A 25,845-nucleotide genomic window follows, 5' to 3' on the forward strand; every position below is an offset into this window, starting at 1 on the left:
GAGTCTGATCGCTGGTTTTATAGCTAAAGCCGCTAACAATGAGGCTACTGTGTAAGTCCGGGACTGGTAACCCAGTGCCGAAATACGAACCCTACGCTCCATCATGGTATCGGCTAAATTTAAAGTAAAATGGCCATTATAATCGGCTACCGTTCCCTGGTTACCTGAGGGTATGCCAATACTTGCATAAGGCAGGGGTGCTTCATTTGCTCCGGCAACAACATTGCCAGTCAAAATGATCTGCCCGGATTTCCGCTTAATGTTCTTGGGGCTCAAACTCATCCTTGCTGCCTTTGCAGAAGATAGGAGCTGGTCACTGAAAGGCTGACCGTTTATTTTTAAGGTCTGATCAAAAAAGCTCAGCGTCAATTGATTCATCAGTTCATAAGCCGAGCCAGGTCTGACAATGGGCGTTGAAATACTGCTGAAATCTTCATGTGATGCTCCGTTAATGAGGGCGTAAATATAGGATCCCCCTGGCAAAGGGGTATATGTACTGTCTACGGATAAGTCGTCTGTTTTGTGGTCGCTTTCTAAATAGGCATATGTCTTTTTTAAAGCAGATGGTTTCCAATAGATGCTGTTTCGGAGGTCGTTGAAATCTTTATCTTCAGCCTTATCCCCGCCATAATAGTGTTTCTCAGACCCATCAAGCGAAAGTATTGATTTGATAGCGGGATACTTTTGTGCCATCAAAATAGCAGCGACGCCGCCATAGCTATAGCTAAGGATGCCGACTTTAGTCGTATCAGTCCCTTTGTTTCCCAGGAAACGCAGGGCAAACTCAGCATCTGCCACTTGTTCCATAACATCTGGGAATCTGGTAGTCATATTTCCGGGATAGCGGCCAATGGAACTGATAGATACCACAACATAACCATGACTGGCCAGATTTTCAAATAAGGGAACATTCTCATAGCTCATTCCGTTAAAGGCTGAAAAGTAAATAATCAATGGAAAACTACCTTTTATAGGAGGGATATCTAAATGGCTTTTAGTTTTTACCGTTTTGCCGGAAGACGTGTTTTCTATCGTAAAATGACGGGATAACTCATTAGTCAATCCCTCATACTTCACACTGTCCTGAAATGAATTGGCACGCCTTTCAAGTAGGGAAATGAAATAGGAATAATCTAAAGGGGAATGGTTTGTAACTGTTGTTGCAGGGTACCAGACATCAATTTCAACCGGGCGGAAAAACAGTGGGGTACCATTTACAGCACCTGGCTTATAAGTTCTGGAACTGTCAGTCAGTTTGTATTCCCAATACCCAGGGGTATAAGAGGGGGCTTTTTTTGTTTCCAATACCTGGCTAAATGCTGGAATGGAAAAAAGAAAAATCAATAGAAAAGATAAGATCTTGTTTCGCATAAATATGACTCTTAAGGTAGTAGATGCCAGAAATCACAAAATGGTTGCATCTGAAAGAAAAATCCCTGCCATTCATTCTTTACAGAATTTTGCTTTGATTTATTGCGCTGTGATAATATTTTTTGTGTAGTGAAAAAATGGTAACCACTTATTCGTTTTAATTATTTACTATTGCAAAATGATTTTGTAAAGGGCTCTTGCTCTTGTATCTCAATTCAAATAAAATAAGTAAATTAGGTAATATTAAAGGTATAGGTTAAATACACTATGGCTACAGAACAACCATATAGCAACATACACTTGCCCATTCATTTGAGCCATAACACCGTATTTGATGTCACCTACCAAAGTTATTATCATCCTCTATGCTTTTATGCTTCAAAGTTTGTGGGCAGCGAAGCAGAAGATATTATTGAAGATTTGTTTGTTAAACTCTGGTATAAAAAGCAGGTGTTTAATGATATGGGGCATTTGAGGGCTTTCTTATACCAGGCTGCAAGAAATGCCTGTATGGATTATATCCGTTCCAATCGTAAGTTTGGCGAAAAAACAAATACAGAAACAGCAGAAGGCCTGGCTATATCTGATGATGATCATTTGAGTTTTCTGATTAAGGCCGAAACCAGGGGAGAGATTTACCGGGCGGTAAATGCATTACCAAGTCAGTGCAGTAAAGTGATTTCTTTAAGTTTCCTGGAGGGCTTAACCAATGCCGAGATTGCTGCCCAGCTTGGGCTGTCTGAGCAAACGGTAAAAAATCATAAGGTGCGGGGATTGAATATACTGAAAGACAGACTTACAGGGGATGCATTTACTTTGTTGATGCTTTTGGTTTGGGTAAATTAATGTTCTTGAGATGTTATCAAAGCATAATCATTAATTCTTTTGTTGGTTAATAAATATAATTGTAAATTTATTAATTATTCTTTTTATGTTTGCGATGTAAGGGTGCTGAAGTGCCTTTTCTGATAAATTGTTAAATCTTGTTTTTGTATCAATAATGGCTAAATTGAATTACATTTGTAATAAACGTGACTATGCAATGCCGAATACCGAGAGAGAAACGCTGCTTCTGAAAAGTATCCATCTGAAGGGATTTAAGTCTATCGAAGATCTTTCTGTGGATGTTAAACCTGGGCTTAATATTCTAATTGGAAAGAATGGCTCCGGTAAATCTAATTTTTTGGAATTTTTAGAGGGTGCAATAGGTCGCGGTCATAAACTCAATTATACTTTCGCATCTTTAGATTATTTTTCAAAGACTAAGAATTTTCAATTGTCCTTTGAAAAAGAAAAGGCTCAAAAGAATTTCAAAAATAAACTTGATGCTGGAATTGATAATGAATATTTAACCAAAGTTGATGTAGAAGGAAAGAACTTATTCAATTCTAAGGCATATGTTTCCGGTCAAGATCAGGAAGCTTTTAAATTATTCCAAAAGTTTGCAGCTGAGGTAACTGGAATAACTCATGCAGAAAAGTCCCCTAATGGTTTTCGATATTTACAAAGAATATTAAAACCACTGATTATCAAATTTAACATTCCGGAAACTATTGGTTTTGTTTCTACACCAGGAGTGTTAACTGTTCCTTACGATGGTGCCTGGTCATGGACCGATACGCTGGATTTTATTGACGATATCGTGTGGGATTTAGAATTTCTAGAAGATGGCATTGATTTTAACAGTGACAATACAAAACAAGGAATTATTACTGATTTTAAATTCTCTGAAGAAATTATTGATAATTTAAAGCTGTTCACTCCAATAAAGAATTTGCGGCTCAATGACGGTTTTAGTGTGTATGATGCCGATAAAAATTTCATCGTAGATAACTTACGGCTTGATTTTTTAATAAATGACACCTGGGTTCCATGGTCATATCTGTCTGATGGTACTAAAAGACTGTTTTATATTGTCACTGAAATCACCTTTAAAAAAGATGGTTTGATCTTAATTGAAGAGCCTGAGCTTGGTATCCACCCACATCAGTTTCATTTGTTGATGAACTTTTTAAAAGAACAATCGAGCGACAAGCAAATTATTATTTCTACGCACTCTCCTAAAGCTCTGGATATTTTAAATCCAGATGAATTAGATCATATTATGATTGCAACCTATGATGTAGAAAGAGGTACTCAGATTAATGGAATGACAGAAAACCAGAAAATTAAAGCAAAGGACTACATGAGCGAGGTTGGTTTTCTAAGTGATTATTGGTTAATGTCTGATCTGGAAGAATATACGGTTTCTCGTTCTCCGGACTATCAAATCTCGCAGTTACCAACTGCGAAATTTGATGATTTATTCTTATAATAAGCTTTACACTCTATTGCTATTTATAAAAAATGCTCCATCAAACCCCATGGAATGGTCATTAAAACGGTTTTTAAAAAAAAGTTCATTTTCAATAGGTACTTTTTTCGGGTTTATACGTGTTGTGGGTATATCGTTAAAAAATGACACCAGAATACGACCAAAATATAGACCGAATTATCTACTTGCTGGCTACCAAGGCGACTGGAAAATTGAATGCGGAGGAGCTTAAAGAATTGGAAGCCTGGAAGGACATTGCGCCTATAAACCGGGAGACTGCTGATGAAGTTTCAGTTACTGGTTTTACAGCTGATTTATTGAATAACTGGAAACAGGAAAAGGCAGATTATTCTTTGGGCAGAGTAAAGCAGCAAATAAAACGTAAAAATTTACGGGTTCTATTTCCTCGTATCGCTGCGGCAGCAGCTGTTCTTTTGGTTGTTGGCTTGGGTGTTTTCTTTTACATCAACTCTAGCCACCACGTCATCCTGAATTCAGTTCAGAACCTCGGACTCGCTGGTAACGACATCAAACCCGGAGGCAACAAAGCTTACTTAGTCTTATCCAATGGCAAACGTGTATCCTTAACCGATGCGGCCAACGGCGAACTCGCCAAAGAAGCAGGAGTGGAGATCACTAAAACCGCCGACGGACAAGTAGTCTATAAAACGGCGAGTGATATTAGCGGTCGCATAAACGGTCGTCATCCTGAACTTGATTCAGGATCCCGGACTAATTATTCGAATGCGCTCAACACAATCGAAACCCCCCGTGGGGGGCAGTATCAGATCCGGCTCCCTGACGGATCCAAAGTATGGCTTAACGCCGCTTCTAAATTGATTTATCCTGTTTCCTTTAATGGGCGTGGGCAGCGGGTAGTTGAACTTAGTGGCGAAGCCTACTTTGAAATATTTAAGAATAAACTCCAACCTTTTGTAGTCAAATCCAAAAATCAGGAAGTAACCGTACTGGGAACCCATTTTAACGTGAACAGTTATACCGATGAGGGCAGTGTGAAGACCACGCTTCTTGAAGGTAGTGTGAAGGTTAATAACGCTGTACTGAAACCCGGCGAGCAAGCTACCCTGGCCAACAACCAACTTAAGGTAGCCGAAGTCAATACCGCAGAAGTAGTTGCCTGGAAAAATGGTGACTTTGTATTCAAAACACAAGACTTCAGAACCATTATGCGGCAAATTGCCCGGTGGTATGATGTAGACATTATATATGATCCTTCTGCTCCGGCCGATGTTCCGCTGGGTGGGCAGATATCCAGATCAAAAAACATATCAGCCATATTGAAAATCATAGAAGCAACAGGAGATGTTCACTTTAAGATAGAAGGAAGGAGGATTACGGTAACCAAGTAAACAAAACAACCACGTTTATGAGCAAGCAAGCCAGAAGTGCGACTAACACCCCTGGCTAATGTTGGCCATTTCGTTCATATTATTTCGACAACAGTATCAACTAACCAACAACCGAATGTACAGAATTTATACCAAATATAAGTGTATGCCCTCGGCCTGCATTTATAAAATATTGCTGATTATGCGACTAACCACCGTTTTGTTAATAGCAAGTTTAATGCAAGTGAGCGCGGCTACACTTGCGCAGAAGATCTCCCTGAAGGAGAAGAATGCCCCTCTGGAACAGATTTTTGACCAGATCAGGCAGCAGACTGGCTATGATTTTCTTTATAACAAGAATTTGCTGAAGAAAGCCAGGCCTGTAAACATAGATCTAAAAAATGCGACTATGGAGGAAACATTAAGTGCTTGTTTTGCAGGGCAGCCTTTTACCTTTAGCCTGCAGGAAAAGACAATAGTAGTAAAAGATAAAGCGCCCACCTTTCTGGAGAGGGTGGTTGCCACCCTTAATAGCATTGACGCTTCTGGCAGGGTGGTGGATTCGGAGAATCGGCCGCTTCCTGGTGCGAGTGTGAAGGTAAAGAAAACAGGGAAGGGCGTGAGTACCGATAAGGATGGGAGGTTCTTTCTGAGGGGGGTAGAGGAGGGTGCTGTGCTGGTGGTGAGCTTTATTGGGTATTTGCCAAAGGAAGTGAATGCTTCGGCAAATATTGGGAATGTGGTGTTAGAGCAGAGTTTGTCGAAGCTGGATGAAGTTCAGGTCATTGCGTATGGAACGACGACGCAGAGGCTGAGTACTGGAAATGTGACGACGATTAGGGCTGATGTGATTGAAAAGCAGCCAGTGAATAATCCGTTGTTAGCTTTGCAGGGGAGAGTACCGGGATTGTTTATAGAACAGGCAACCGGGTTTGCTGGGACAGGTGTGAAGGTGAGGATTCAGGGGCAAAATAGCATGGCTAATGGCAACGATCCACTATATGTAATTGATGGGATACCATTTTCTTCTCAGCTTCTTCCTGGCGGGAATTCTATCTTAGGACAATCTGGGGGAACTACAGGCACCTCCTACGGTAATCCATTAGACTATTTAAATCCAGCAGAAATTGAAAGCATTGATGTGTTAAAAGATGCAGATGCTACTGCAATTTATGGTTCGCGTGCAGCCAATGGGGCGATATTAATCACAACAAAAAAAGCACAGGCAGGAGATATCAAAGTCGATGCGAATTTACAAAGTGGTTGGGGAAAGGTAACACGCAGACTTGACCTTATGAATAGTCAGCAATATTTGGAAATGAGAAGAGAGGCTCTTAAAAATGCTGGGATAGATTTAACTTTACCTCCTTATAATACCGATTCCTATAAAGTTTTTAATTCTGCTGATCTCAGTTTTTGGGATACTAGTCGTTATACAGATTGGCAAAAGGAACTTATTGGAGGAACAGCTCAATACCACGATATACAGACCTCTATTTCCGGGGGAAATAGTATTACTCAATTTTTGGTAGGAGCAGGTTATCATCAAGAAGGTAATGTATTTCCAGGTAATTTTGATGATAAGAAGAGTTCAGTACATTTCCGCATTAATAGTACTTCTTCTAATCAGAAATTCAAAATACAATTGTCGGGTTCTTATCTATTTGACGATAACCAATTACCAGGTGATGATCTCACACAAATGGCTATGCAGTTGGCCCCAATAGCCCCAGCATTATATACTTCGGATGGAAAAATTAACTGGGAACCTACTCCCTCTGGAATGACTACTTTTATTTTTAATCCTCTGGCAAAAATTGTAAATAGATTTAAAAACAAGACGACTAATCTACGAGGAGATGCAATTTTGAGTTATAGAATTTTGCCAGGATTGGATATTAAAAGTTCTTTTGGTTATACCAGTTTACAATCGGATATTATTTTCGGCCAACTTCCTGAATCGTTGGCTCCAGAATTTAGGACTTATTTTGTCAGGAACACAAATTTTAACACTAGTAAAAATAACGCTTGGTCCATTGAGCCTCAATTAAATTATAACAATTCAATTGGAAAAGGTAAGCTAGAAGTTTTACTTGGAGCAACCCTTCAAAAAAACAGTAGTGATGCTTCATCTATAAATGCTTCTGGATTTAACACCGAGCAGGTTATAGAAGATGTAGGATCTGCGACATCACTAATAGTAAACTGGGCCATCAACTCTGTTTATAAATACAATGCACTTTTTGGTCGGATCAATTATAATTGGGCAGACAGATACATACTAAATCTCACCGCTAGAAGAGATGGTAGTTCTCGTTTTGGTCCTGAAAACCATTTTCATAATTTCGGGGCAGTAGGAGCTGCCTGGATATTTTCTAAGGAAAAATTATTGGAAAATCAATTGGCATTCCTCAGCTTCGGAAAGCTTAGAGGAAGTTATGGTACAACAGGTAGTGATCAGATATCTGACTATCAGTATATTAGTTTGTATAATCCATATAGTGTTGATATCGTATATCAAGGAGCTAAAGGATATTTGCCTGATAGATTAACTAATCCATATTTACAATGGGAGGAAACTAAGAAGTTACAAATAGGGATTGATCTGGGGTTTCTAAAAGATAGGATTTTATTAAATACAAATTATTCGTTTAATCGGTCATCAAACCAATTATTAAGTTATCCTTTGCCTTTAATAACAGGTTTTGGGTCGATTTATAGGAATTTGCCTGCGACGGTGCAAAATACAGGGTGGGAATTTACTTTATCTACAACAAATGTGAAAACGTCTAATTTTAGCTGGACAAGTAGTTTTAATCTAACATTGCCAAAGAATAAACTTGTTGCGTTTACTAACTTAGAAAATTCTTCCTACAATAAACAACTTGTTGTAGGTAAGTCATTGAATATTATTCAGTTGTATCACTTTGTTGGCGTGGATAACGCAACAGGTATTTATAAATTTACCGATCAAAGTGGGAATGCCACGTACTCTCCAGATAGAAACAAAGACAATACTGTTATTATTAATCCAGATCCCAAATTTTATGGAGGTTTCCAAAATTCTTTCGCATATAAAGCGTTTCAGCTTGATGTTTTGTTTCAGTTCACTAAACAGATAGGTATGTTCAATTCGTTTCCACAGGTTACTGCTGGATATTATAATTTGGGGAATGGTAATCAGACAACGCAGCAACTTGATCGCTGGCAGAAGTCTGGTGATAATGTTTCGAGACAACAGTTTTCAGCTGCATTTCAGTCAAATTATATTGATGGTAGTGATGCTGATTTTGGCGATGCATCATATGTCAGATTGAAAAATTTGTCTGTTTCCTGGCAAGTACCACTGAGTTGGCAAAATACGATCCATTTGAGAAGCTGTAAATTATATGTACAAGGACAGAATTTATTAACAATCACAAACTATAAAGGCCTTGATCCTGAAACAAAGAGCTCCTACTCATTGCCTCCATTGAGAGTAATAACGATGGGATTAAAGATCGGATTATAAGATTTAAATAGGTTAACTAAAGAAAATGAAAATGAAAAAATTAATACATTCTCCGTTAAACGATAGGTTTATTTCTGTTTGTAGTTACTTAATCAACCGAATAGGGTTACTTATTATTGCCTTGGTCTTTATTACTTTTCCTAGTTGTAAGAAATTAATCGAAGTAGGTGGACCAAACACGAGTGTAAACTCTGAAAATATATTCGAAAAGGATATTACAGCCAGTTCGGTTTTAACAGCGATCTATTCGAAATTAAGTGCTGCATCAATCTTTCAGGGTCGTGCGATAACAAGTATGTCTTACTTGGCCGGGTTATCCGCAGATGAATTGACCCTTATTAGTCCAGACAATTTTCTCAAGGCATATTATACAAATACTTTAAATACTCAGAATGATGTTGGAACTCAGATTTGGAATAATGCTTATCCGGATATCTATGTGATAAATGCTACCCTAGAAGGAATTTCAAATTCAACGTCCCTAACTCCGATTGTAAAACAGCAGCTATTGGGAGAAGCCAAATTTTTACGGGCCTTTTACTTTTTCTATCTTGTTAATTTATATGGTGATGTTCCACTTATATTAAGTACAGATTACAAGGTAAATTCTTTATTAAAAAGAACCCCTAAAGAAAAAGTGTGGGAGCAAATTATTATTGATTTAAAAGATGCACAAAATCTGCTTAGTGAAAAGTATTTAGATGCTAGCCTACTAATACAAACCGAAGAAAGAGTCCGTCCGACCAAGTGGGCAGCAACAGCATTGCTTGCTCGAATATATTTGTACACAAGAAATTGGGACAGTGCTGAGAGGGAAGCTTCAATATTAATTGGAAATAATAATTATGGACTTGTTACCTTAAATCAGGTATTTAAAATGAATAGTAAGGAAGCTATTTGGCAGTTGCAACCTGTAACTAGAAACATTAATACACAAGACGGAATTGCATTTATTCTGACCCCTGAGACTGGTGTTGGAACTTCACAACCTGGATGTATTAGTGCTAGTCTCCTAAACAGTTTTGATATTGGTGATCAGAGAAAAAAAGACTGGATAAATAGTGTCAAGATTGATGATGTGGATTATTATTATGCTTATAAATATAAAATAGGTTATGTTGTTGATGGCCCTGTTTCTGAATATTCAATGGTATTACGTTTAGCCGAGCAATATTTAATCCGTGCCGAGGCTAGAATACAACAAGGAAAAATAAGTGAAGGGTTAGATGATTTGAATATACTAAGGGATCGTGCGACAGATAAAACTGAGGGAGCCGTTAGGTTATCTAAATTATCGACATCGTTGGCTCCATCTGATGCATTATTGGCAGTGGAACATGAGCGTCAGACAGAGTTATTTACAGAGTGGGGACATCGTTGGCTTGATTTAAAACGCACCAATAGAGTAGACGAAATAATGGCTATTGAGGTTCCGAAAAAAATAGGAGGAGGAGTATGGAAAAGTTTCCAGCAATGGTTTCCTCTGCCTACATATGATTTACAAAAGGACCCAAACCTAATACAGAACACAGGATATTAATTAATATAAAAATATGAAACGATTTTTTCTAATGGTACTGTTCAGTTGGGGAGTTCAATCTATTTTTGCTCAAAAGCCAGTAATTGATTCAGCCGTCTATGACAAATGGCCTATTATTGGACTTGGTGCTGTTATTAGTAATGATGGAAAATATATTGTATATAATGTTGAGAAAGGGCCATCCGACAGAACAGGTTTGGTGATTCAATCTACTCAAACGAAATGGACTATGAAATTTCCATTTGATATAATACTTGGTCCAAAAATCACAGAAGATAGTAAATATTGTTTTTTTATTACGCAAAATAACATCTTGAACATCATTGATTTTGCTGACAACTCGGTAACCAGAATACCAAATGTTTCGAACTTTTCTGTCGCCGAGAGTAAACCCGTCCTGCGGTTTGCTTATCAAATAAATGATTTTAAAAGAACATTAGTTATTCGAAATTTCATAACGGGAAGGGAAGTAACATATTTGAATGTTTCTTGGTATAATTTAAGTAATGATGGGAAGTTTCTAATTATAAATCGATCTTCTGAAAGGGATAATAGGCACCAGTATCTGGAATGGGTAAATCTTGCAACAAATAGAACAATTTCTATTTATGATGGTGGGGAAATGGATAATATAGTTTTGGATTTAAAGCATAGACAATTGGCATTTAAAGTAAGTAATTCTATCTGGTATTGTAAGGTTGGAATATCTAAGCCAACTTGCCTTGTTAAATCAGAAGGATTAGGCAATAGTTTTGGTTATTTGAATAGATTTAGTGAAGATGGTCGTTATCTATATTGCGAAATAAAAAAAGATATATTTCCAACTTCCACTAAATCAGAAACCCCAGTAGTGCAGGTTTGGAGTTACAGAGATGTAAAGCTGCCATCAGAACAGGAAAAGGTAAAAAGTAGTAAGATATATGGTGCAATTATTCGGCTAAATGATTGTAAGATTATTCCATTGCAACTATATGATGATGAATTTTTTTTAAGCGATAGTTATAATAAAACATTATTAAGTAGACATCAAATTAAAGATAGTAGTAGTACCGGCGTATGGTGGAATACAAAACCTAAAGTAAGGTATGAATTACTCAACAGTAGGACTGGGGAGAGAAAACAATTGACTTTCCTAAATAATAATAGCTCTTTACAATCAATGTCTTTTTATTCCATAAAACTCTCACCGGATCAGAAGTTTATTATCTATTATGATATCAATGAGAAGAATTTTTTTAGTTATAATTTGAAATCTGGAGAGGTTGTTAATCTCTCAAAAGAGATTAGAACATCATGGGTGAATATTGATAATAATGATCTTCAAAAGAATTCTCCAAGAGGTATTGCTGGTTGGCTACCGAATGATAGGTCTGTTCTGATTTATGACCGCTATGATATTTGGAAGTTCGATCCTCAAGGAAAAAGTTTACCTATAAATGTTACAAATGGCTATGGGAGAAGAAATAAGATTATTTTTAGTTTAATCAATTTTGAACAATTTTCAACTGATATAAATATTGTCAGAGAAAAAGACAAGTTAATTTTAAGTGCATTTAATACAGTCGACAAGAATAATGGATTTTTCAGCGGGAGAGTTGACAGATGTAACGATCCGGTGAAACTTACCATGGGGCCATATATTTATAAGATAAATAGTGGAAATATACCGTTTAATGTATATGATTTTTCGCCTTTAAAGGCTAAAGAAGCTGAAAATTATATTGTTCGGAGAATGAGTGTTAACGAAGCACCTAATTATTTCAGCACAAGAGACTTTAGATCATTTAATAAATTGACCGATTTTAACCCTCATAATGACTATAACTGGTATACCACAGAACTGCACAGTTGGAAGTCATTTGATGGAAGAACTTTGCAAGGAGTGCTGTACAAGCCTGAAAATTTTGATCCGAATAAGAAGTATCCAGTTATATTTTATTATTACCAAAAACTTTCTGATGGATTAAATGCTTATTTAGAACCTGAATATTCGTATGGAGCTTTGGATATACCCTCTTATGTTAGCAATGGTTATCTTGTTTTTTGTCCGGATATTTATTATTCGATAGGGGATCCCATGCAAGGTACTTACGATGCAGTTGTTTCCTCCGCAGAATACCTATCTAAATTACCCTTTGTTAATTCAAGGAAAATGGGGATTCAAGGACATAGTTGGGGAGCGATACAAACTAATTATTTAGTAACACAGACAAACCTCTTTGTGGCGGCTTGTTCTTCTTCAGGTGTAGGTGATTGGATTAGTAAATCTGGTACATTACGGGGAAATCCGACAATAGGATATAGTAACAGTTTAAGTGAGGATTTTGAATTGGGGCAAAGTAGAATGGGTACTGCTCTTTCTGAGAATTTAGCTGGCTATATCAAGAACTCTCCTGTTTTGCATATCAATAAAGTTATTACTCCATTATTGATAATGCAGACAAAGAATGATCCTGCTTGCCCATATCCAAATACATTGGAGCTTTTCTTAGAATTACGTAGGTTAGGTAAAAAAGCTTGGATGTTAGTTTATCCAAAAGGGAATCACGTTCTTAACGGTGATGAATCTAAGGATTTTACAATCCGCATGCAACAGTTTTTTGATCATTATCTTAAAGATAAACCAGCTCCAGCCTGGATGTTAGATGGGACTAGTGAGACAGGAAGAAGGGAAGATTCTGGACTAAAGCTTGATAGTACTGGAAGAATCCCGGGGACAGGTTTACTAACATTAGAAGAACAACGTAAAGTGGATAGCCTAATGACACGAAAGCCTATAACTATTACACTGAAATAAGGAGATATAAAAAAATATATTAGTATGAAAATAAAAACGAGAAAATACTTGTTTCTGGCTACCGCCTTGCTTAATTTCTGGAATATTGAGATGTATGCCCAGAGTAATAATGATTATGTTCAAATGCCTTTTTTGGCAAAAGAGGCAAGATTGAAAGGTGACAAAATATTAGCTAATAGCTATGCACAGGATTACATCAACAAATATCTTTTTAAACAAAAGGAGGATGTTCTTTATAGTAAAGAGAACCTAGAGTTCATTTGGCAATATTTGGGTAATACAAAGAGTAATGCTTTTAAAATGTTTCAACTTAAAAGTGAAAAAATCAATGCTGTACTAGGGAGAGACAAAGCAGAGTATGCTATCAGATCCATAATCGCAGAGGAATATCTACCAACAGAAGAGAGTATAAAAAAAGATAAACCAGATTGGGATAATATAGAAAAGACAGTTACCGATGAATTCGGTACTCTTGGACAAGAAGTTGTTCAAGGTAGAAGAATGATGTACTATTCGAAAATTAGAGACTGGGTTAATTTCGGAAAATACTATGTATTGTATTTTGAAAAGGCGCTAAAGCGGCCAGAGTATATAGTTAACGAACCATCATGGTGTGTATTTGAAAACGTAGATGATCCTGAGGTGGTAAAGTTTGCTTGCGATGTAGTGATGAAGTATGCTATTGAAGAATGGTATTCGAAAGAGCCGTATGCCTATGATACTTATGCAAATTTACTATATAAGTCCAGAAGAGTGAAAGAAGCAATTGGATGGCAAGAAAAAGCTGTAAAACTTGCAAAAGGAACGCCTTATGAAGATGAAAATAATGGTCATTTAGAAAAAATGCTCAAGGGGAAGAAAACCTGGCTTACTCCTGCAAATAACTAATTCCTATGAAATATAAAATCTTAATATCAATGCTCTTTTTAATGGTTGGGTACACTGCGGTAGCACAACAAGTGCTGCCGCTTTACCCGGATACTATTCCCGGAAGTACAGTAAAACTCTCCAAAGAAGAAGAGCCAACCTTGACCCTATATCTACCCATTAAAGAAAAAGCTAATGGAACTGCGGTGCTGGTCATCCCAGGAGGAGCTTATGGTTTCCTCGCTTTTGAAGAAGAAGGGATAGCTATAGGTAAAGCCTTTGCAGAAAAAGGAATTGCAGCCTTTGTACTCAAATACCGTTTGCCGAAAAAGGTAACCTTGCGGGACAAAAGCTACGGGCCATTGATGGATGCGCAGCAAGCCATGAAAGTGATCCGCTCCAACGCCGTAAACTGGAACCTCAATCCTAGTAAAGTTGGTGTGATTGGATACAGCGCTGGAGGGCATTTGGCAAGTACTTTAGGAACCCATTTCTCTAAAAATTATATCCCAAATAAAGACAAGATCAGTCTACGGCCAGACTTTATGATCCTGGTTTATCCTGTGATCAGCATGAATGATCAGCTCACCCATATGGGATCAAAGATTAACTTGTTGGGTATGTATCCAAGTAAAGAAAAGGTGGATTTGTTTTCTAATGAGCTCCAGGTCACTAAGGAAACTCCGCCTGCTTACTTGACGCACTGTGGCGATGATAATGTTGTGGATGTAAACAACAGCATTGTGTTTTATCAGGCATTACAGAAGAACAAGGTAGATGCGGAATTGCATTTGTTCCCGAAAGGGAATCATGGGTTTACGCAGCGATTACCTGTGAGTGAGTGGATGGAACCAATGCTAACCTTTATCAAGAAGGAGGGGTTTTATGAATTCAAGTAAACGAAATATTCTGGTTGAGATCATTGCAAGCCTATTCATTTTACTTTTTGTATATGCTGCATTGAGTAAGTTTCAGGATTTTGAGAAATTTAGAGTTGAGCTAGGCAAGTCCCCGGTATTAAATGTTTTTTCTGATTTTATGTCTGTTGCTGTGCCAACAATTGAACTTTTAGTGTCTACTTTTTTGACTATAAGACGTTTTCAGTTACTTGCGTTATATGTGGCTTTTAACTTGATAGTTATGTTTTGTGTCTATATTATAATCATTTTGAAATTCAGTCCATACATTCCTTGCTCTTGTGGTGGCGTTTTGCAGAATATGACATGGAAAGAACATCTGCTTTTTAATACCGGATTTCTCGTTCTTGGAGCCTTGGCAATAATGGTATATCCAAATCAATATAAAAATCTTATGTGCACAATAAGAGGGGATGTCGACCCCCTTAATAGAAGACAATAACCTAAAAACTAAAAAAATGAAAATTAGTAGAATTTTATTTAGTGCGGCATTCCTGTTAGCGATAACCGCCACTATAGCAACAAAAGCCAAATCAGTACTGGTCTTAGGAAGTGCAAAAATTAATCCAACTACTTGCTTAGTCGGTCCAATTAATGAAAGTCCATGTTCACCTGTTGGAACTCAACGTTGCACTGTGACGATCGGAGTTACAAATTACGATGCATTTTACGAAGATAAGTGTACGCTTCCACTGTATGTCTTTAAACCATAAATATTGTATTCAGCCTAGAGGGCATACCTCTAGGCTCCCTTAAAAGAATAATATGATTAAAAGAAAACTTGTAATTTTAGGTATTTGTATTTTTGGAAGCAGTGGATTTGTAATATTGCTTTTTATTATTTCAAATAAACTAGCGCAATCGCCTAATCACTTTATTAGACAAACAACAGCCCACTCCGTTGAGGGTATTTCTTGCCTGGATACAAAGCAAACACATCTCTATTTTATGGGAATTGATAAGAAGGAGGATGTTTATCTTGGAAATAGGGAGCAAAAAAACAGAGTATTAAAAGCAAGGTTTAATAAGAGTGATAATGTACTTATTACTGAGACGGCACTCTTTGATAAAGAATTGCAGATATACAATGACAGTTATTTAACAATAGATTCAAATAAAATTTTTCTGTTTGAGGGGTATAAATCAGAAATATGGAGTGGTAAAATTAGTGATCTAAAGCTATCTACCAAAATTCAAACCAAACGTTTTGCGACTGGGATTTCAATTGATACGGGTTCATTTATTTTTGTCCGTATCAATAGGAATAACGAAAATGAATTAGTTAGATATGGAGCAGTTAATTTGGGATTTGTAGGAAAAAATCTACTGCAAAAACAAATAGATGGCCTTTTTTGTACTGATGGTCAACTTATAAAAGTGCCAAATTCAAATAAAATATTCTATACGTATTTCTATCGTAACCAGTTTATCTGTGCTGATACAAATCTTAACCTTCTATATAGGGGTAAAACTATTGATACCAATACATTTGCAAAAATTAAGATTGCAAAAATCACTTCTGCAAATCAGCTTACATTAGCTTCACCTCCAGTTACTGTTAACAATCAGACTACAGCTAATGAAAAGTATCTGTTTATCCATTCAGGATTAAAAGCGGATAATGAAACTGCAAATATGCACGAAGAAGGGGCTGCAATTGATGTATACAATGTTTCGGATGGGAAATATAAACTTAGTTTTTACCTGCCAGATTTCAACGGAAAGAAACTAACGGATTTTAGGGTCTATGGACAATCACTGTATGCTCTTTACGATCACTACCTGTATAAATACCAATTGAATTTTTAACCTCTATCAAGATGTCAAAACAAGGATTAAAATACAACATACAACTCTTCGTTGAACTTCTGGATGACCTGGAAAATCACTCCATTGACATTCCTGCTGCGGTGAATGACAGGGTTGATCTTGCTTACAGAGGTTTATCCGGTTATCTCTTTGAGCTGATCTTATCTCAGGAAGAGGACCTGGAATATAAACGGTCGGTGATTAAAAAGTTTGTTTCTTCCTTGCTGTTCAGAACTTTCGCCTTGCTTAAAGAATATGGCCCGGTGCCTGAAAAATCCGGTATGGAGTTGAATGTACACCAGTCTGTCCTGATCCAAGTCAAAGCGGGTTTACTTCGCATATTACAATTCATCAACTACCAGCCATTGGAAGAAATCTTCCTGGAACTGGATCTGGTGTATCGTCGAATCTTAAAACAGAGTTTATGAAAGAGAATTTTATCCCCGAAGAATTGGTCAAAGCTTTCCTGGAGCATGTAGAAGGGAAATCCTTTACGCTTGCAGAAGTAGCAGTGGCTTTAAACTTAGATGAGGAAACAACGGTGAGCATCCTGATCTATGTAATAGAAAACAAGCTGCTGGATGTGACTTGTACCTGGGTGCCGAATAAAAAGTAAGAGGATGTTGCAGGAAACGAATACTTATACAGAGCGCTTTAGACTATTCAATTTAGACTACTGGCCTCCGGCCTTTAAACGATTAAAGGTTTTGCAATCTTTGATTGAACTGGATTTCAGGTATAACCGGGATATTTCTGTTTATGCGGTTAAAATGGATACCAGCATTCATGCTTTGAACAGGTTTGCAAAGGCTTATTTAGGTAGGTCTGTGTATGAGTTGCTGCAGGACAGGATTTACAGGGAGGCTTTGTATTTATTGCAGTATACGAAGCATTCGGTGAAAGAGATTTCGGAGCTGCTGGGCTTTAGTGATACCCCGTATTTCAGCAGGTGGTTTAAACAAAGGGCCGGACAGACGGCGAAGGGGTATAGAAAGGGGCTAATGGGCTAAGCCCCTTTTTTAATCTCGCATATAATCAAATTTTTGCCAATAGTTATTAGATATCTAACCAAATACAAATTTTATGATCAAAACTAGTGACCTGGTCCAGTATTTCTGGACTCATTCTAACCTTATCACCTCTAAAGAAGGCGTCGAAGTTGCGCTTCACGGTGACAAACTTATTGAGATGAGTGTGATGCTCCGTAACCACGAAGAAAATGAAGTGCGGCTTCAACTCAGAACAGCTTTTACCTCTCCGTTGAGGTTTATTGAAGCTTTTAATCTCCAATATCCCGAAGATATCAAAAAGATCAGCATGGAAAACCTGATGCTGCTGTATAAAAACGGGAAGGCGGAATTAAGTATAACTGAATATTCAAACATCTAAACGAAATCATCAAATCAACGATCTAACGAAAACTAAATTAAATGACACTCTTGAGAAAAGAAAACCCAAAAATGAAAGCGGTTCCTCTGCCTAAACCTGCTTTTGAAAAGCTTATCCAATATTTAAAGTCCATCAAAAAACCTTTACCCGATGGTCTGGAATCTTATCTGGAAAAAGTGATGACTGCTTCACTTTGCCTGGGTACGCATGTGATCCATCTGGAAGGTGCAGCAATTGATAAAGCTTATTTTATTTCCAGAGGTTTTATGATTGCTTTTTATATTGACGAAAATGGCGATGAGCAGGTATTGGACATCTTCTTTGCCGGGGAGATTGTTGCTGGAAACAGTTTTATGAATGGCAAACCAGCAAAGTATAATTTAAGGATTTTTAAAGATGCTTTTGTTCTGGAAATTACGCATGCACAAATGGAAGCCGGTTATGCGAGTATTGAGGGAATGGATGAACTGGCGCGTTTAACGCTGGCCAGCTTTGAAGATAAGAAGGTGGAGTGGAATAATGCAAAGAACAAAGGCGGGGAAGAGTTGGTGTATTTCTTGTATAAAAATAACCTGGATTTGTTGCCTCCCGGCAACGTCATTAAAGACCCTAATCTGGCCAGTCATTTGGGGATGAGTGTGGATACATTGCAGAGGTATCGGTCGTCTTTAATTAAGAAGGGATTATTGCCTGATAAAAACAGGTAAAGTGCTGTAAATGCGGTAGTTGTTTTTATTTCTGGCTGCCTATCTTTAGGTATACTAAATTAAACAACTCTTATATATGAAAACTACGCTACTCGGTTACCCAATTACATGTCGAATTAAAATAAACACTCGTGCTGTTTTTGGCCTGGTTAGCCCTGGCTTGGGTGTTGTCGGTTAGTTAAATTGCAGGTGCCAGTGGTTCTGGCACCTGCTTTTATTTCCCTGAATATTCTTAGCGGTACGTAACGCGGAATAGAGTATATAATTCATCCATTTTTTACATTAAAATTCATTAACATGAAAAAATCGTTCAAAGCGGCTTTAATGGTCGTGCTGTGTGCTGGCGGATTGACCGCAGCTTTTGCTTTTACTAAATCAGCGTCTGTTCAAAAGGCGGGTTTAATTGCTTACACGTACAATTTGGGTACGTCTACTGGTGCGAGGAATGCGTCGAACTGGACGCTGGCTACGGGTTCTACTCCGAGTTGTGGTGCTGCGGGTTCGGTGCCTTGTAAGGTGATCATTGATTCTTCGGTGTATCCTACGTTGCAGGATTACATCAATGACCAACATTTTACGAGTGATGCTGAAGTGGCTTATGGGCCTGGTGTGGTGAGCAAACAGTAAAGGTAAAGCGCCGGATCTTTTGGTCCGGCGCTTTTTTACTTGATGGTTATGATTGAGTTTTTAAAGTCTATTCTGGTTATTGTTAAAATTCTACAGGATATTAAGGTTTTGCTGGAACGGTGGGAGGCGTCGAGGGAGGGTGTTGTGGTGCAGGATGCTGTGGTTTGGATTGATGCGAGTGATGTGAAGCGTTTGTTGAATGTGAGTGATGCGACGATTTACAGGAGGAGGACTGAGGGGGCTTGGGTGTGTAGGAAGGTTGGGGGGAAGTGGTTTTATTTGAAGTCTTCTTTGTGAAAAATAGGTTTTCTGATCGCGCTGAATCTTACAGATTCTGAGGCTTGATCATGAAATCCTATTTTTCTTGGGTGCAGACTGGAGGGGGTACAGACTGGAGAGGGTGCAGACCGTGGGGGGAGAATTCAAAAAAACACTGGAAAAACCGTTATTTTCCGGTGTTTTTTGTTTAGGTGTTCTTTAGTTTTGCGTATACCCTATTTAACATCTCTTATATGTATACGCTTCTCAGTTACCTTTTGATTTTTCGAATTAAAGTAAATATCCAAACCTTTTCTGTGGCCTGGTTAGCCTTGGTTTGGGTATTGTCGGTTAGTTGCGTGCCTCAGATGCCGGTGGTTCCGGCATCTGCTTTTCACAAAATTTTGATTTTTGTTAACAAAATTTTATACTGTTTAGTTTGGTTATTTTCTTGTTTTTAGAATTTTATATGTTTTTTGATTCGGTATACTTTAAAAATTATTGATTTTAGATGGGGGGCTTTTTTACTGATTTCTTTAGGCTGAGATTTACAAAAAATAAACTCTCAGTTATGTCTTTACCTAAGAATGAAAAACAGCCAAGCTCCATTGTTCCAATGAATGCGAAAGCTTTTAAATGGCTTATTGAAACTTTACAGGCGGTTAAAAATCCTTTGCCTGATCATCTGGAGGAGTATCTTGAAAGTGTGATGCAAGCTAGGTATTGCAGGTCAACGCATATTCTCCATGAGCAGGATACGATTATTGATAAGGCCTATTTTATTTCCAGTGGGTACATTATTGTGTACTATTTTAATGCTGAAGGTAAGTTAAGTGTTTTGCGGATCTATGGTCCGGGGCAAATTGTTGCTGGAAATAGTTTTATGAACTGCATTAAAGCGGGGTACTGTATTAAGGTTTATGAGGATGCTTATTTGTTGGAAATCACTCATAGCCAAATGGAAACGGGGTATAAGACTATTCCCGGGATGGATGAGCTGGCACGTTTAACGCTTGCATCTTTTGAGGACAAGGAGATGTTCCGTGATGAAATGATCCGCAAAGGGGGTGAGGATAGTGTGCTCCATTTTTATAGAACTTTTCCTGGTTTGCTTCATACCAGGATCATTCGGGATGAATATATTGCCAGTTATCTATTGATGTCTGCTGATTATTTGCAGCGTTGCAGGATGAGGTTAATTGAGCAGAGGATTTTGCCTGAGAAATAACTAGAACTGATTTTTTATCTAATTAATATTTAAACTATGTTTGCTGAATCTACGGTCTCTATGACTTGGTTTTCTTCGAGGAAACCTTACAAGAATAATCCTTCTTATGATTTGCCTTATTTGAAGATATGTAGGGAGGTGTTCCTTATTCTTTCTGAGCATTCTCTGTTTAATCAGAGCCCTTTAAATATGTTTCAATGCCGGGAACTGGCCTATGTGCTGACTTCATATTTTGAGGATGTGGTAAATGGGATAGGTTTCTGGGCTGCGGTAGTTAAGGAACATGAGGTTTTGTACGGGCAGCGTGTTCCATTTTTTTCTAAGGAACAGCTGGAGGAATGGAAAGATTGCAACGATATTCATCCGGCTGATATCCATTATCTAGCTTTTGTTTATTTGGTGTTTCTGCAGAAAACTGGCCAGACGGAGTTTTTTCCTTCTGAAGATTTTTTTATTGTATTGAGGGAAAAGGTATTTGATCATTTAGATCAGATTGAAGAAATAACTTTCACAGATTTTTATAAGCAATATTTAATGGCTGATGCAGAGCCGATAGATTTTAAGCGTATTTTGACTTGGTTTGCTTATGATGGCTATTTGTTTGGATATGAGTTTAAGCATAAACGCGAAGCCCATGAGAAATTACTTAGAGAACAGGGTGGAGCAACATTGCCTAAGGAGTATTTTGATATGAACCTTTTTTCTGAGCTGGAAAAAAAGATGTATGGTTTGAATAGTTGTTTGTCTGGTCTGTTTCCTGTTGATATTCTGGCCACCAGTCTTGGATGTAGCGAGGAAAAAACAATTGGATTTAGAAATACTAAGTATTTGATTTACGGGATCTTTGAGTTTTTTGATGCAGATGAGAAGCATTTCTTTTTTAGGCATAGCTTGACGGATGAGGTATTTCCAATTATAAAAAAAGGTGTGGGTAATTTGGGCCACAGACTTGGAAAAGAGAAGTTCTGGGGAGCAACATTGTATCGATGGCAGGATAGTTATATAATTGTTGGTATTTGTGGCCATGAGCCGGATAAGGATGAGATTTTCTGGATGAATAAGCAAAATGAATATGAATATAAAAAACATTCTGTAACGTATCAGCAAGAGCTGAAGAACCATACTAAAACTGAAGCAGAGCGGAATTTGGCCTTTTTTGGAGAAGGGATTTTGGTTTACAAGACTATAATGGAATTTAAAGAGGCAATGAATAAATTTCATCAATGGCAGTTTGATGTAGCGGTAAAAGAGGGCCGTGCGGATGCGAATAAGAATAGACCAGTGCCGCTCAGGGCTGATCATTTGCCGGCTATGTCTGATATTGGTGTGTTTGTTTTGCCTGACGAGCCATTAACGATAATCCCTTCTTATTATGATAATTTGGCTGCTATGTCTACACTGGAAAGTGTGTATGATTGTTGTGAAAGGCGGTTGTTTTTAAATCAGCTATTTCCTGAGCATGTATGGCGTTCTTTGAGGTCTGAAGCTGTTTTGTTAACAGCAGAAAATTCTTCTGAATGGACTATGCAACGGGATAAGGATTTGGAGGCTTTATTAAGGATATATGTGCCATCGGATTATATGCCTTTTAAGCGGCCGGGGATTATGCCTTCTAAACTGGGTTTTAATTAAAGATCTGGTTTGTTGTGAAAAATAGGTTTTCTGATCGCGCTGAACCTTTTAGGTTCTGAGGCTTGATCATGAAAACCTATTTTTTTGGGCGCAGACCGGGGAGGGTGGAGAACGTTCTTTAAACGAAGTCATGTTACAGGTAGACAGAAGAGTCGCAAGGGACATCACGCATGGCTGGATATGTTGCAATATTTTGTAACAGATCTCTGTTTGTTGATTTAAATATAAATATTTTTCTTAATTAGGAATTAAATATCTTTTTGGTTATTTAATGTTGATTATTTAGATTTGTAAATATTCCTAATGTAAGCGTGGAAGTAGAGATAGAAGCATTTTAAATGGCAGACGACGTATATCCTTATTTAAAAATACCTGAAGAGTTTTACTACGAATTTTATAGCGAGGGACCAAAGGGCACTATAAAAAAAATAATCAGATACCGATTAATTCAGGACGAACCCTATAAGATTTACAATTTAGGTTTTGGTGACTGGGATGACAACGAGAATGATGTTGATGATATGGTGAATACTAGTAATGATGAAATGAAAAATATAAAAGGCAATAAAAAGCAGGATAAAGTGATTTCAAATCAAAATGCTGATTCTTTAGCTAAATATACGAATGCGCCATTCTTTAAAAAAAAGGATGAAGAGGCTATTCAGTTTTTAAAGAAACATCCGTTGCCTTCTGATTTTTGGAAAGTGTAGTAAGGAGATATGAAACCGTACCAGGAAAGTTTAAAGATTAAGCGTGATAATTACAGTGCTCTTGAGTCTGCGGAATTGAGGGGAGAGCAGCGTGGGCAGAAGCAGGGTATTGAAATAGGAGCGGAACTGGAACGTGCTAAGGCAGAGCAGGAAAAAAGGGAAATGGCAATTGAAATGCTTGCTGGTGGAGAACCTTTGGAAAAGATTGCCAGATATTCTAAGCTTTCTATAGCTGAAATCCAGGCATTAGTATAAAGTTAAGTTCAACGTTAGCAGAGGTAGTTCATATTCTTCTCTATTCTAAATTGATCTCTTTAAATACCTCTTTGGTAATTATTTTTGTATTAAACTTTATGGGTTTTCATGTTTAATGAGATTTCATAAGAATTTTCCATAATAACAGATTTAAAAAAAGAGCTACCTACATGGTAGCTCTGAGAATTGATTTTTTTGGGAAATTATTTAATTTCTATTTGACGGCTTACGGTTTTTGCTTCTTCTCTTTTTGGGATATTGATTGCTAAAACGCCGTCATTGTAGGTTGCCTGAATGCCATTTTCATCGGCACTTTCAGGTAAAGTAAACGAACGGACAAAAGAATTATAGCTATACTCGCGTTTAGCATAATTCTTTTCCTCTTGTTTGCTTTCGTTACTTTGTTCTACAGAGATGTTCAGTACCTTCCGTTCCAGGTTGATTTTGAAATCTTCTTTTTTAAGTCCGGGAGCGGCTAATTCTACATGATAGTGATCGGCACTTTCACTGATGTTAGCTGCAGGTACACGGGTAACCATACGATCTGCAAAGAAAGTGTCATTGAAGATGGAATCAAAAACATCAGTAAAGCCTGGCATTAATGAGTTTTTTTTGTTTTCTGGATTAAATTTAACCAATGTCATGGGTTTTTCCTCCTTAATTTGATTTAATGATTAAAACTTATAATTAATTAAACTCTGTGAACTTCCGTTCGGGCTAAATAGTACAACTCAAATGCCAAGTGCATTTTAATTATTATAGACTGAAAAAATTTCAAGATTGCTGAAAAATCTTCAGTTTTTAACTGTCAAAACTTCATCATTAGGATACTATGGCGGGAGGGCTGAGGGGGAGGGTAACCAATCAATTCCATTCAATTTCTTTTCAATTCCATTCAAAACCATTCAGGCCTTGTTGAGTGGTAGGATTCTGTTTATTAGGTGTTTACATTTGGTTTGTGGGGTTTTAAAAAAGTCTTGGCTGGCCAGCAGGGTGTTTTTTTTTGCGCTTTAATTAACTAATGTTTTACGCTTTAAAATTTGAATTATGAGAATATATGAAAAAGGAATCCTTGGCTTTTTTCCGGCCTACAACAGATGGCTAACAGCTAGGTATTGGATAGGGGTTAGATTCGTATTGTATTCGATGAAATGGCTATTTATCCCCAAGGAAATGCCCTTATGGGCATATTGCCCCGGCAACCTGGCTATAGATAGGCTATAAAGGCCATTTTTAAACTAAATCTTTTACTCATAAATAAGAATATCATGGCAAAAATATCTAAAGGTATTTTGGGTGCTTTTTCTGGAAAGGTGGGCCCTGTGGTTGGCTCCAATTGGAGAAGTATTGCTTATATAAAGGCTTCGCCCAGAAAGGCAAATAAAAAATCGAAACGTTCGGCAGCACAAATTGCCAATCAACAGAAATTTCGCTTTGTAAGCGAATGGTTAGTACCCTTTCATCCTTATGTTTCTATAGGATTTTTAAATCTGTCTAATGTGAAATCGGAGATCAATCTGGCTTTCTCTGAGAATTTTCACCGGGCTGTTGTAGGGGAGTATCCTGATTTCAGTATAGACTATAGCAAAGTGGTGGTAAGCAAAGGGGAGTTGGCTGGATTGGCTAATCCCTCTGTTGTGCTCGCTGATCCGAACCTGCTTTATGTAAGCTGGTCTGACAATCCTGGTCAGCGGGTATCTTATGATGATCAGCTCATGCTGGTTGTATATTGCCCGGAACTGGGTATTGCAGATGGTTTTGTTGGTGGTGCAAAACGTGCAGACAAAGCCTGCAGGTTTAAATTCAATCAGAAAATGCTTGGTAAGGCGCTGGAGGTATATGTGGGTGTAACCAGTTTTAACCGTAAGAAAATTGCGAATAGTATTTATTTAGGGAGGATAGCGCCATGAATGCAGAAATGAATACTTTAAGGACCTTGATCCTACAACAAATGGATCCGGCTTATTTCAATTTAGATGAACAGCAAGTGTTGTATTGGATAGCAGAACTGCCTGTAATTAAAGAGCAGATAATTAGGTCTATGCAGGAGGAGATGTTGGGTATTACTTCAAGTAGTTTAGTGGAACGGCATTTGAAGCAGATCCAGTATGATTGCGGCTATTTAACTGATGTTTTGTTTAAGTATCAGAAGGTACCGGTTTCTTGTATGGAATTATACGCTGCTGCCGGGGATTGCCTGGAGCAATTGCTGGAGCATATTGAAGTGCGGTATGCAGGTTTCTTTAACTGGGCAAGAGAGGCTGTTGTTGCTTTGCCTAAACGGGAAAGTAATCCCCGGATCCGGGTGTTGTTTTCCGTTGATGCATTGGCATACTTCTTTAAGTTGTTGAATAAGGCTGGCGGGCTGGATGCGGGGCCGGTTACGCAATTGATTTTGGCGATTTCGAAGAACTTCATTACACCGGGCATAGGAGATGGGTTTATCTCACCTAATAGTTTAACTACGAAGTATAAGCAGGTGGTGCAGAGTACGGCTATGCGGGTCAGAGTGTTATTGGTTAGGATGTTGAAATTGCTGGACGAGGAGTTTAATTAGGGGCTGG

Annotated in this window: 26 protein-coding genes; 24 read left to right on the plus strand and 2 right to left on the minus strand. The window is 37.8% G+C overall.

The features are described 5' to 3' along the window. On the minus strand, positions 1-1,371 hold a 1,371-nt coding region (locus tag VNZ46_RS23430), incomplete at its 3' end, for a carboxypeptidase-like regulatory domain-containing protein (RefSeq protein ID WP_325563151.1). Positions 1,372-1,638: 267 nt separating this feature from the next. Here VNZ46_RS23430 and VNZ46_RS23435 point away from each other — a divergent pair. The 21 genes from VNZ46_RS23435 to VNZ46_RS23535 all read left to right on the plus strand — a co-directional run bounded on the left by VNZ46_RS23435 (position 1,639) and on the right by VNZ46_RS23535 (position 23,281). Next, complete coding sequence (locus VNZ46_RS23435) at positions 1,639-2,217, plus strand: RNA polymerase sigma-70 factor (protein ID WP_325563153.1); 579 nt, start codon at positions 1,639-1,641, stop codon at positions 2,215-2,217. Positions 2,218-2,371: 154 nt separating this feature from the next. Beyond that, a complete protein-coding gene (locus VNZ46_RS23440) occupies positions 2,372-3,685 on the plus strand; it encodes an AAA family ATPase (RefSeq protein ID WP_325563155.1) in 1,314 nt (437 codons plus the stop codon). Between the two features lie 143 nt (positions 3,686-3,828). Continuing rightward, positions 3,829-5,055, plus strand: coding sequence for a FecR family protein (locus tag VNZ46_RS23445; protein WP_325563157.1), 1,227 nt, complete (start codon positions 3,829-3,831; stop codon positions 5,053-5,055). Positions 5,056-5,272: 217 nt separating this feature from the next. Continuing rightward, positions 5,273-8,545 (plus strand): SusC/RagA family TonB-linked outer membrane protein, encoded by a 3,273-nt coding sequence (locus tag VNZ46_RS23450; protein ID WP_325563199.1) that lies wholly within the window; start codon positions 5,273-5,275, stop codon positions 8,543-8,545. A 31-nt stretch (positions 8,546-8,576) separates the two neighbouring features. Further along, on the plus strand, positions 8,577-10,085 hold the full coding sequence (locus VNZ46_RS23455; RefSeq protein WP_325563159.1) for a RagB/SusD family nutrient uptake outer membrane protein: 1,509 nt from the start codon (positions 8,577-8,579) through the stop codon (positions 10,083-10,085). A gap of 13 nt (positions 10,086-10,098) precedes the next feature. Further along, on the plus strand, positions 10,099-12,882 hold the full coding sequence (locus VNZ46_RS23460) for an alpha/beta hydrolase family protein (protein WP_325563161.1): 2,784 nt from the start codon (positions 10,099-10,101) through the stop codon (positions 12,880-12,882). Between the two features lie 24 nt (positions 12,883-12,906). Then, complete coding sequence (locus VNZ46_RS23465) at positions 12,907-13,770, plus strand: hypothetical protein (protein WP_325563163.1); 864 nt, start codon at positions 12,907-12,909, stop codon at positions 13,768-13,770. Between the two features lie 5 nt (positions 13,771-13,775). Beyond that, positions 13,776-14,648, plus strand: a complete 873-nt coding sequence (locus tag VNZ46_RS23470) for an alpha/beta hydrolase (RefSeq protein WP_325563165.1) — start codon at positions 13,776-13,778, stop codon at positions 14,646-14,648. After that, on the plus strand, positions 14,635-15,108 hold the full coding sequence (locus tag VNZ46_RS23475) for a MauE/DoxX family redox-associated membrane protein (protein ID WP_325563167.1): 474 nt from the start codon (positions 14,635-14,637) through the stop codon (positions 15,106-15,108). Before VNZ46_RS23470 ends, VNZ46_RS23475 begins: the two co-directional genes overlap by 14 nt. Positions 15,109-15,431: 323 nt before the next feature. Further along, positions 15,432-16,475, plus strand: coding sequence for a hypothetical protein (locus VNZ46_RS23480; RefSeq protein ID WP_325563169.1), 1,044 nt, complete (start codon positions 15,432-15,434; stop codon positions 16,473-16,475). Positions 16,476-16,486: 11 nt separating this feature from the next. Then, complete coding sequence (locus VNZ46_RS23485) at positions 16,487-16,903, plus strand: hypothetical protein (protein ID WP_325563171.1); 417 nt, start codon at positions 16,487-16,489, stop codon at positions 16,901-16,903. Beyond that, the gene (locus tag VNZ46_RS23490) at positions 16,900-17,091 is read left to right on the plus strand and encodes a hypothetical protein (protein ID WP_325563173.1); all 192 of its coding nucleotides are present in this window, start codon (positions 16,900-16,902) and stop codon (positions 17,089-17,091) included. The genes VNZ46_RS23485 and VNZ46_RS23490 overlap by 4 nt, the downstream gene beginning before the upstream one ends. Positions 17,092-17,095: 4 nt before the next feature. Then, positions 17,096-17,485, plus strand: coding sequence for a helix-turn-helix transcriptional regulator (locus tag VNZ46_RS23495; protein WP_325563175.1), 390 nt, complete (start codon positions 17,096-17,098; stop codon positions 17,483-17,485). Positions 17,486-17,558: 73 nt separating this feature from the next. Continuing rightward, a complete protein-coding gene (locus VNZ46_RS23500; protein WP_325563177.1) occupies positions 17,559-17,864 on the plus strand; it encodes a hypothetical protein in 306 nt (101 codons plus the stop codon). Positions 17,865-17,905: 41 nt separating this feature from the next. Then, the gene (locus tag VNZ46_RS23505; protein ID WP_325563179.1) at positions 17,906-18,571 is read left to right on the plus strand and encodes a Crp/Fnr family transcriptional regulator; all 666 of its coding nucleotides are present in this window, start codon (positions 17,906-17,908) and stop codon (positions 18,569-18,571) included. 297 nt (positions 18,572-18,868) lie between these two features. Continuing rightward, a complete protein-coding gene (locus tag VNZ46_RS23510; protein ID WP_325563181.1) occupies positions 18,869-19,198 on the plus strand; it encodes a hypothetical protein in 330 nt (109 codons plus the stop codon). 48 nt (positions 19,199-19,246) lie between these two features. Next, entirely contained in the window at positions 19,247-19,495 is a 249-nt protein-coding gene (locus tag VNZ46_RS23515; RefSeq protein WP_325563182.1) for a helix-turn-helix domain-containing protein, read from the plus strand. 532 nt (positions 19,496-20,027) lie between these two features. After that, complete coding sequence (locus tag VNZ46_RS23520) at positions 20,028-20,684, plus strand: Crp/Fnr family transcriptional regulator (RefSeq protein WP_325563184.1); 657 nt, start codon at positions 20,028-20,030, stop codon at positions 20,682-20,684. Between the two features lie 36 nt (positions 20,685-20,720). Beyond that, positions 20,721-22,316, plus strand: a complete 1,596-nt coding sequence (locus VNZ46_RS23525; RefSeq protein ID WP_325563186.1) for a DUF3843 family protein — start codon at positions 20,721-20,723, stop codon at positions 22,314-22,316. Between the two features lie 338 nt (positions 22,317-22,654). Further along, a complete protein-coding gene (locus tag VNZ46_RS23530) occupies positions 22,655-23,026 on the plus strand; it encodes a DUF6934 family protein (RefSeq protein ID WP_325563188.1) in 372 nt (123 codons plus the stop codon). 9 nt (positions 23,027-23,035) lie between these two features. Continuing rightward, complete coding sequence (locus tag VNZ46_RS23535; protein WP_325563190.1) at positions 23,036-23,281, plus strand: hypothetical protein; 246 nt, start codon at positions 23,036-23,038, stop codon at positions 23,279-23,281. A 203-nt stretch (positions 23,282-23,484) separates the two neighbouring features. Here the strand turns inward: VNZ46_RS23535 and VNZ46_RS23540 are convergent, their stop codons facing one another. Further along, positions 23,485-23,925, minus strand: coding sequence for an Hsp20/alpha crystallin family protein (locus VNZ46_RS23540; RefSeq protein WP_325563192.1), 441 nt, complete (start codon positions 23,923-23,925; stop codon positions 23,485-23,487). A 403-nt stretch (positions 23,926-24,328) separates the two neighbouring features. Here VNZ46_RS23540 and VNZ46_RS23545 point away from each other — a divergent pair, with 403 nt between their 5' ends. The 3 genes from VNZ46_RS23545 to VNZ46_RS23555 are packed head-to-tail and all read left to right on the plus strand — an operon-like array spanning position 24,329 to position 25,838. After that, entirely contained in the window at positions 24,329-24,505 is a 177-nt protein-coding gene (locus VNZ46_RS23545) for a hypothetical protein (RefSeq protein ID WP_325563194.1), read from the plus strand. A gap of 44 nt (positions 24,506-24,549) precedes the next feature. Next, on the plus strand, positions 24,550-25,191 hold the full coding sequence (locus tag VNZ46_RS23550; protein ID WP_325563195.1) for a DUF6266 family protein: 642 nt from the start codon (positions 24,550-24,552) through the stop codon (positions 25,189-25,191). Positions 25,192-25,199: 8 nt separating this feature from the next. Beyond that, a complete protein-coding gene (locus tag VNZ46_RS23555) occupies positions 25,200-25,838 on the plus strand; it encodes a hypothetical protein (RefSeq protein ID WP_325563197.1) in 639 nt (212 codons plus the stop codon). Positions 25,839-25,845 lie beyond the last annotated feature (7 nt).

The sequence above is a fragment of the Pedobacter sp. genome (assembly GCF_035566355.1).
Taxonomy (GTDB): Bacteria; Bacteroidota; Bacteroidia; order Sphingobacteriales; family Sphingobacteriaceae; genus Pedobacter.

Bases quoted from the DNA above. Each gene is read 5' to 3' on its own strand.
- VNZ46_RS23435 (WP_325563153.1), top strand. From the start codon at position 1,639: ATGGCTACAGAACAACCATATAGCAACATACACTTGCCCATTCATTTG.
- VNZ46_RS23440 (WP_325563155.1), top strand. From the start codon at position 2,372: ATGGCTAAATTGAATTACATTTGTAATAAACGTGACTATGCAATGCCG.
- VNZ46_RS23445 (WP_325563157.1), top strand. From the start codon at position 3,829: ATGACACCAGAATACGACCAAAATATAGACCGAATTATCTACTTGCTG.
- VNZ46_RS23450 (WP_325563199.1), top strand. From the start codon at position 5,273: ATGCAAGTGAGCGCGGCTACACTTGCGCAGAAGATCTCCCTGAAGGAG.
- VNZ46_RS23455 (WP_325563159.1), top strand. From the start codon at position 8,577: ATGAAAAAATTAATACATTCTCCGTTAAACGATAGGTTTATTTCTGTT.
- VNZ46_RS23460 (WP_325563161.1), top strand. From the start codon at position 10,099: ATGAAACGATTTTTTCTAATGGTACTGTTCAGTTGGGGAGTTCAATCT.
- VNZ46_RS23465 (WP_325563163.1), top strand. From the start codon at position 12,907: ATGAAAATAAAAACGAGAAAATACTTGTTTCTGGCTACCGCCTTGCTT.
- VNZ46_RS23470 (WP_325563165.1), top strand. From the start codon at position 13,776: ATGAAATATAAAATCTTAATATCAATGCTCTTTTTAATGGTTGGGTAC.
- VNZ46_RS23475 (WP_325563167.1), top strand. From the start codon at position 14,635: ATGAATTCAAGTAAACGAAATATTCTGGTTGAGATCATTGCAAGCCTA.
- VNZ46_RS23480 (WP_325563169.1), top strand. From the start codon at position 15,432: ATGATTAAAAGAAAACTTGTAATTTTAGGTATTTGTATTTTTGGAAGC.
- VNZ46_RS23485 (WP_325563171.1), top strand. From the start codon at position 16,487: ATGTCAAAACAAGGATTAAAATACAACATACAACTCTTCGTTGAACTT.
- VNZ46_RS23490 (WP_325563173.1), top strand. From the start codon at position 16,900: ATGAAAGAGAATTTTATCCCCGAAGAATTGGTCAAAGCTTTCCTGGAG.
- VNZ46_RS23495 (WP_325563175.1), top strand. From the start codon at position 17,096: ATGTTGCAGGAAACGAATACTTATACAGAGCGCTTTAGACTATTCAAT.
- VNZ46_RS23500 (WP_325563177.1), top strand. From the start codon at position 17,559: ATGATCAAAACTAGTGACCTGGTCCAGTATTTCTGGACTCATTCTAAC.
- VNZ46_RS23505 (WP_325563179.1), top strand. From the start codon at position 17,906: ATGACACTCTTGAGAAAAGAAAACCCAAAAATGAAAGCGGTTCCTCTG.
- VNZ46_RS23510 (WP_325563181.1), top strand. From the start codon at position 18,869: ATGAAAAAATCGTTCAAAGCGGCTTTAATGGTCGTGCTGTGTGCTGGC.
- VNZ46_RS23515 (WP_325563182.1), top strand. From the start codon at position 19,247: ATGATTGAGTTTTTAAAGTCTATTCTGGTTATTGTTAAAATTCTACAG.
- VNZ46_RS23520 (WP_325563184.1), top strand. From the start codon at position 20,028: ATGTCTTTACCTAAGAATGAAAAACAGCCAAGCTCCATTGTTCCAATG.
- VNZ46_RS23525 (WP_325563186.1), top strand. From the start codon at position 20,721: ATGTTTGCTGAATCTACGGTCTCTATGACTTGGTTTTCTTCGAGGAAA.
- VNZ46_RS23530 (WP_325563188.1), top strand. From the start codon at position 22,655: ATGGCAGACGACGTATATCCTTATTTAAAAATACCTGAAGAGTTTTAC.
- VNZ46_RS23535 (WP_325563190.1), top strand. From the start codon at position 23,036: ATGAAACCGTACCAGGAAAGTTTAAAGATTAAGCGTGATAATTACAGT.
- VNZ46_RS23540 (WP_325563192.1), bottom strand. From the start codon at position 23,925: ATGACATTGGTTAAATTTAATCCAGAAAACAAAAAAAACTCATTAATG.
- VNZ46_RS23545 (WP_325563194.1), top strand. From the start codon at position 24,329: ATGAGAATATATGAAAAAGGAATCCTTGGCTTTTTTCCGGCCTACAAC.
- VNZ46_RS23550 (WP_325563195.1), top strand. From the start codon at position 24,550: ATGGCAAAAATATCTAAAGGTATTTTGGGTGCTTTTTCTGGAAAGGTG.
- VNZ46_RS23555 (WP_325563197.1), top strand. From the start codon at position 25,200: ATGAATACTTTAAGGACCTTGATCCTACAACAAATGGATCCGGCTTAT.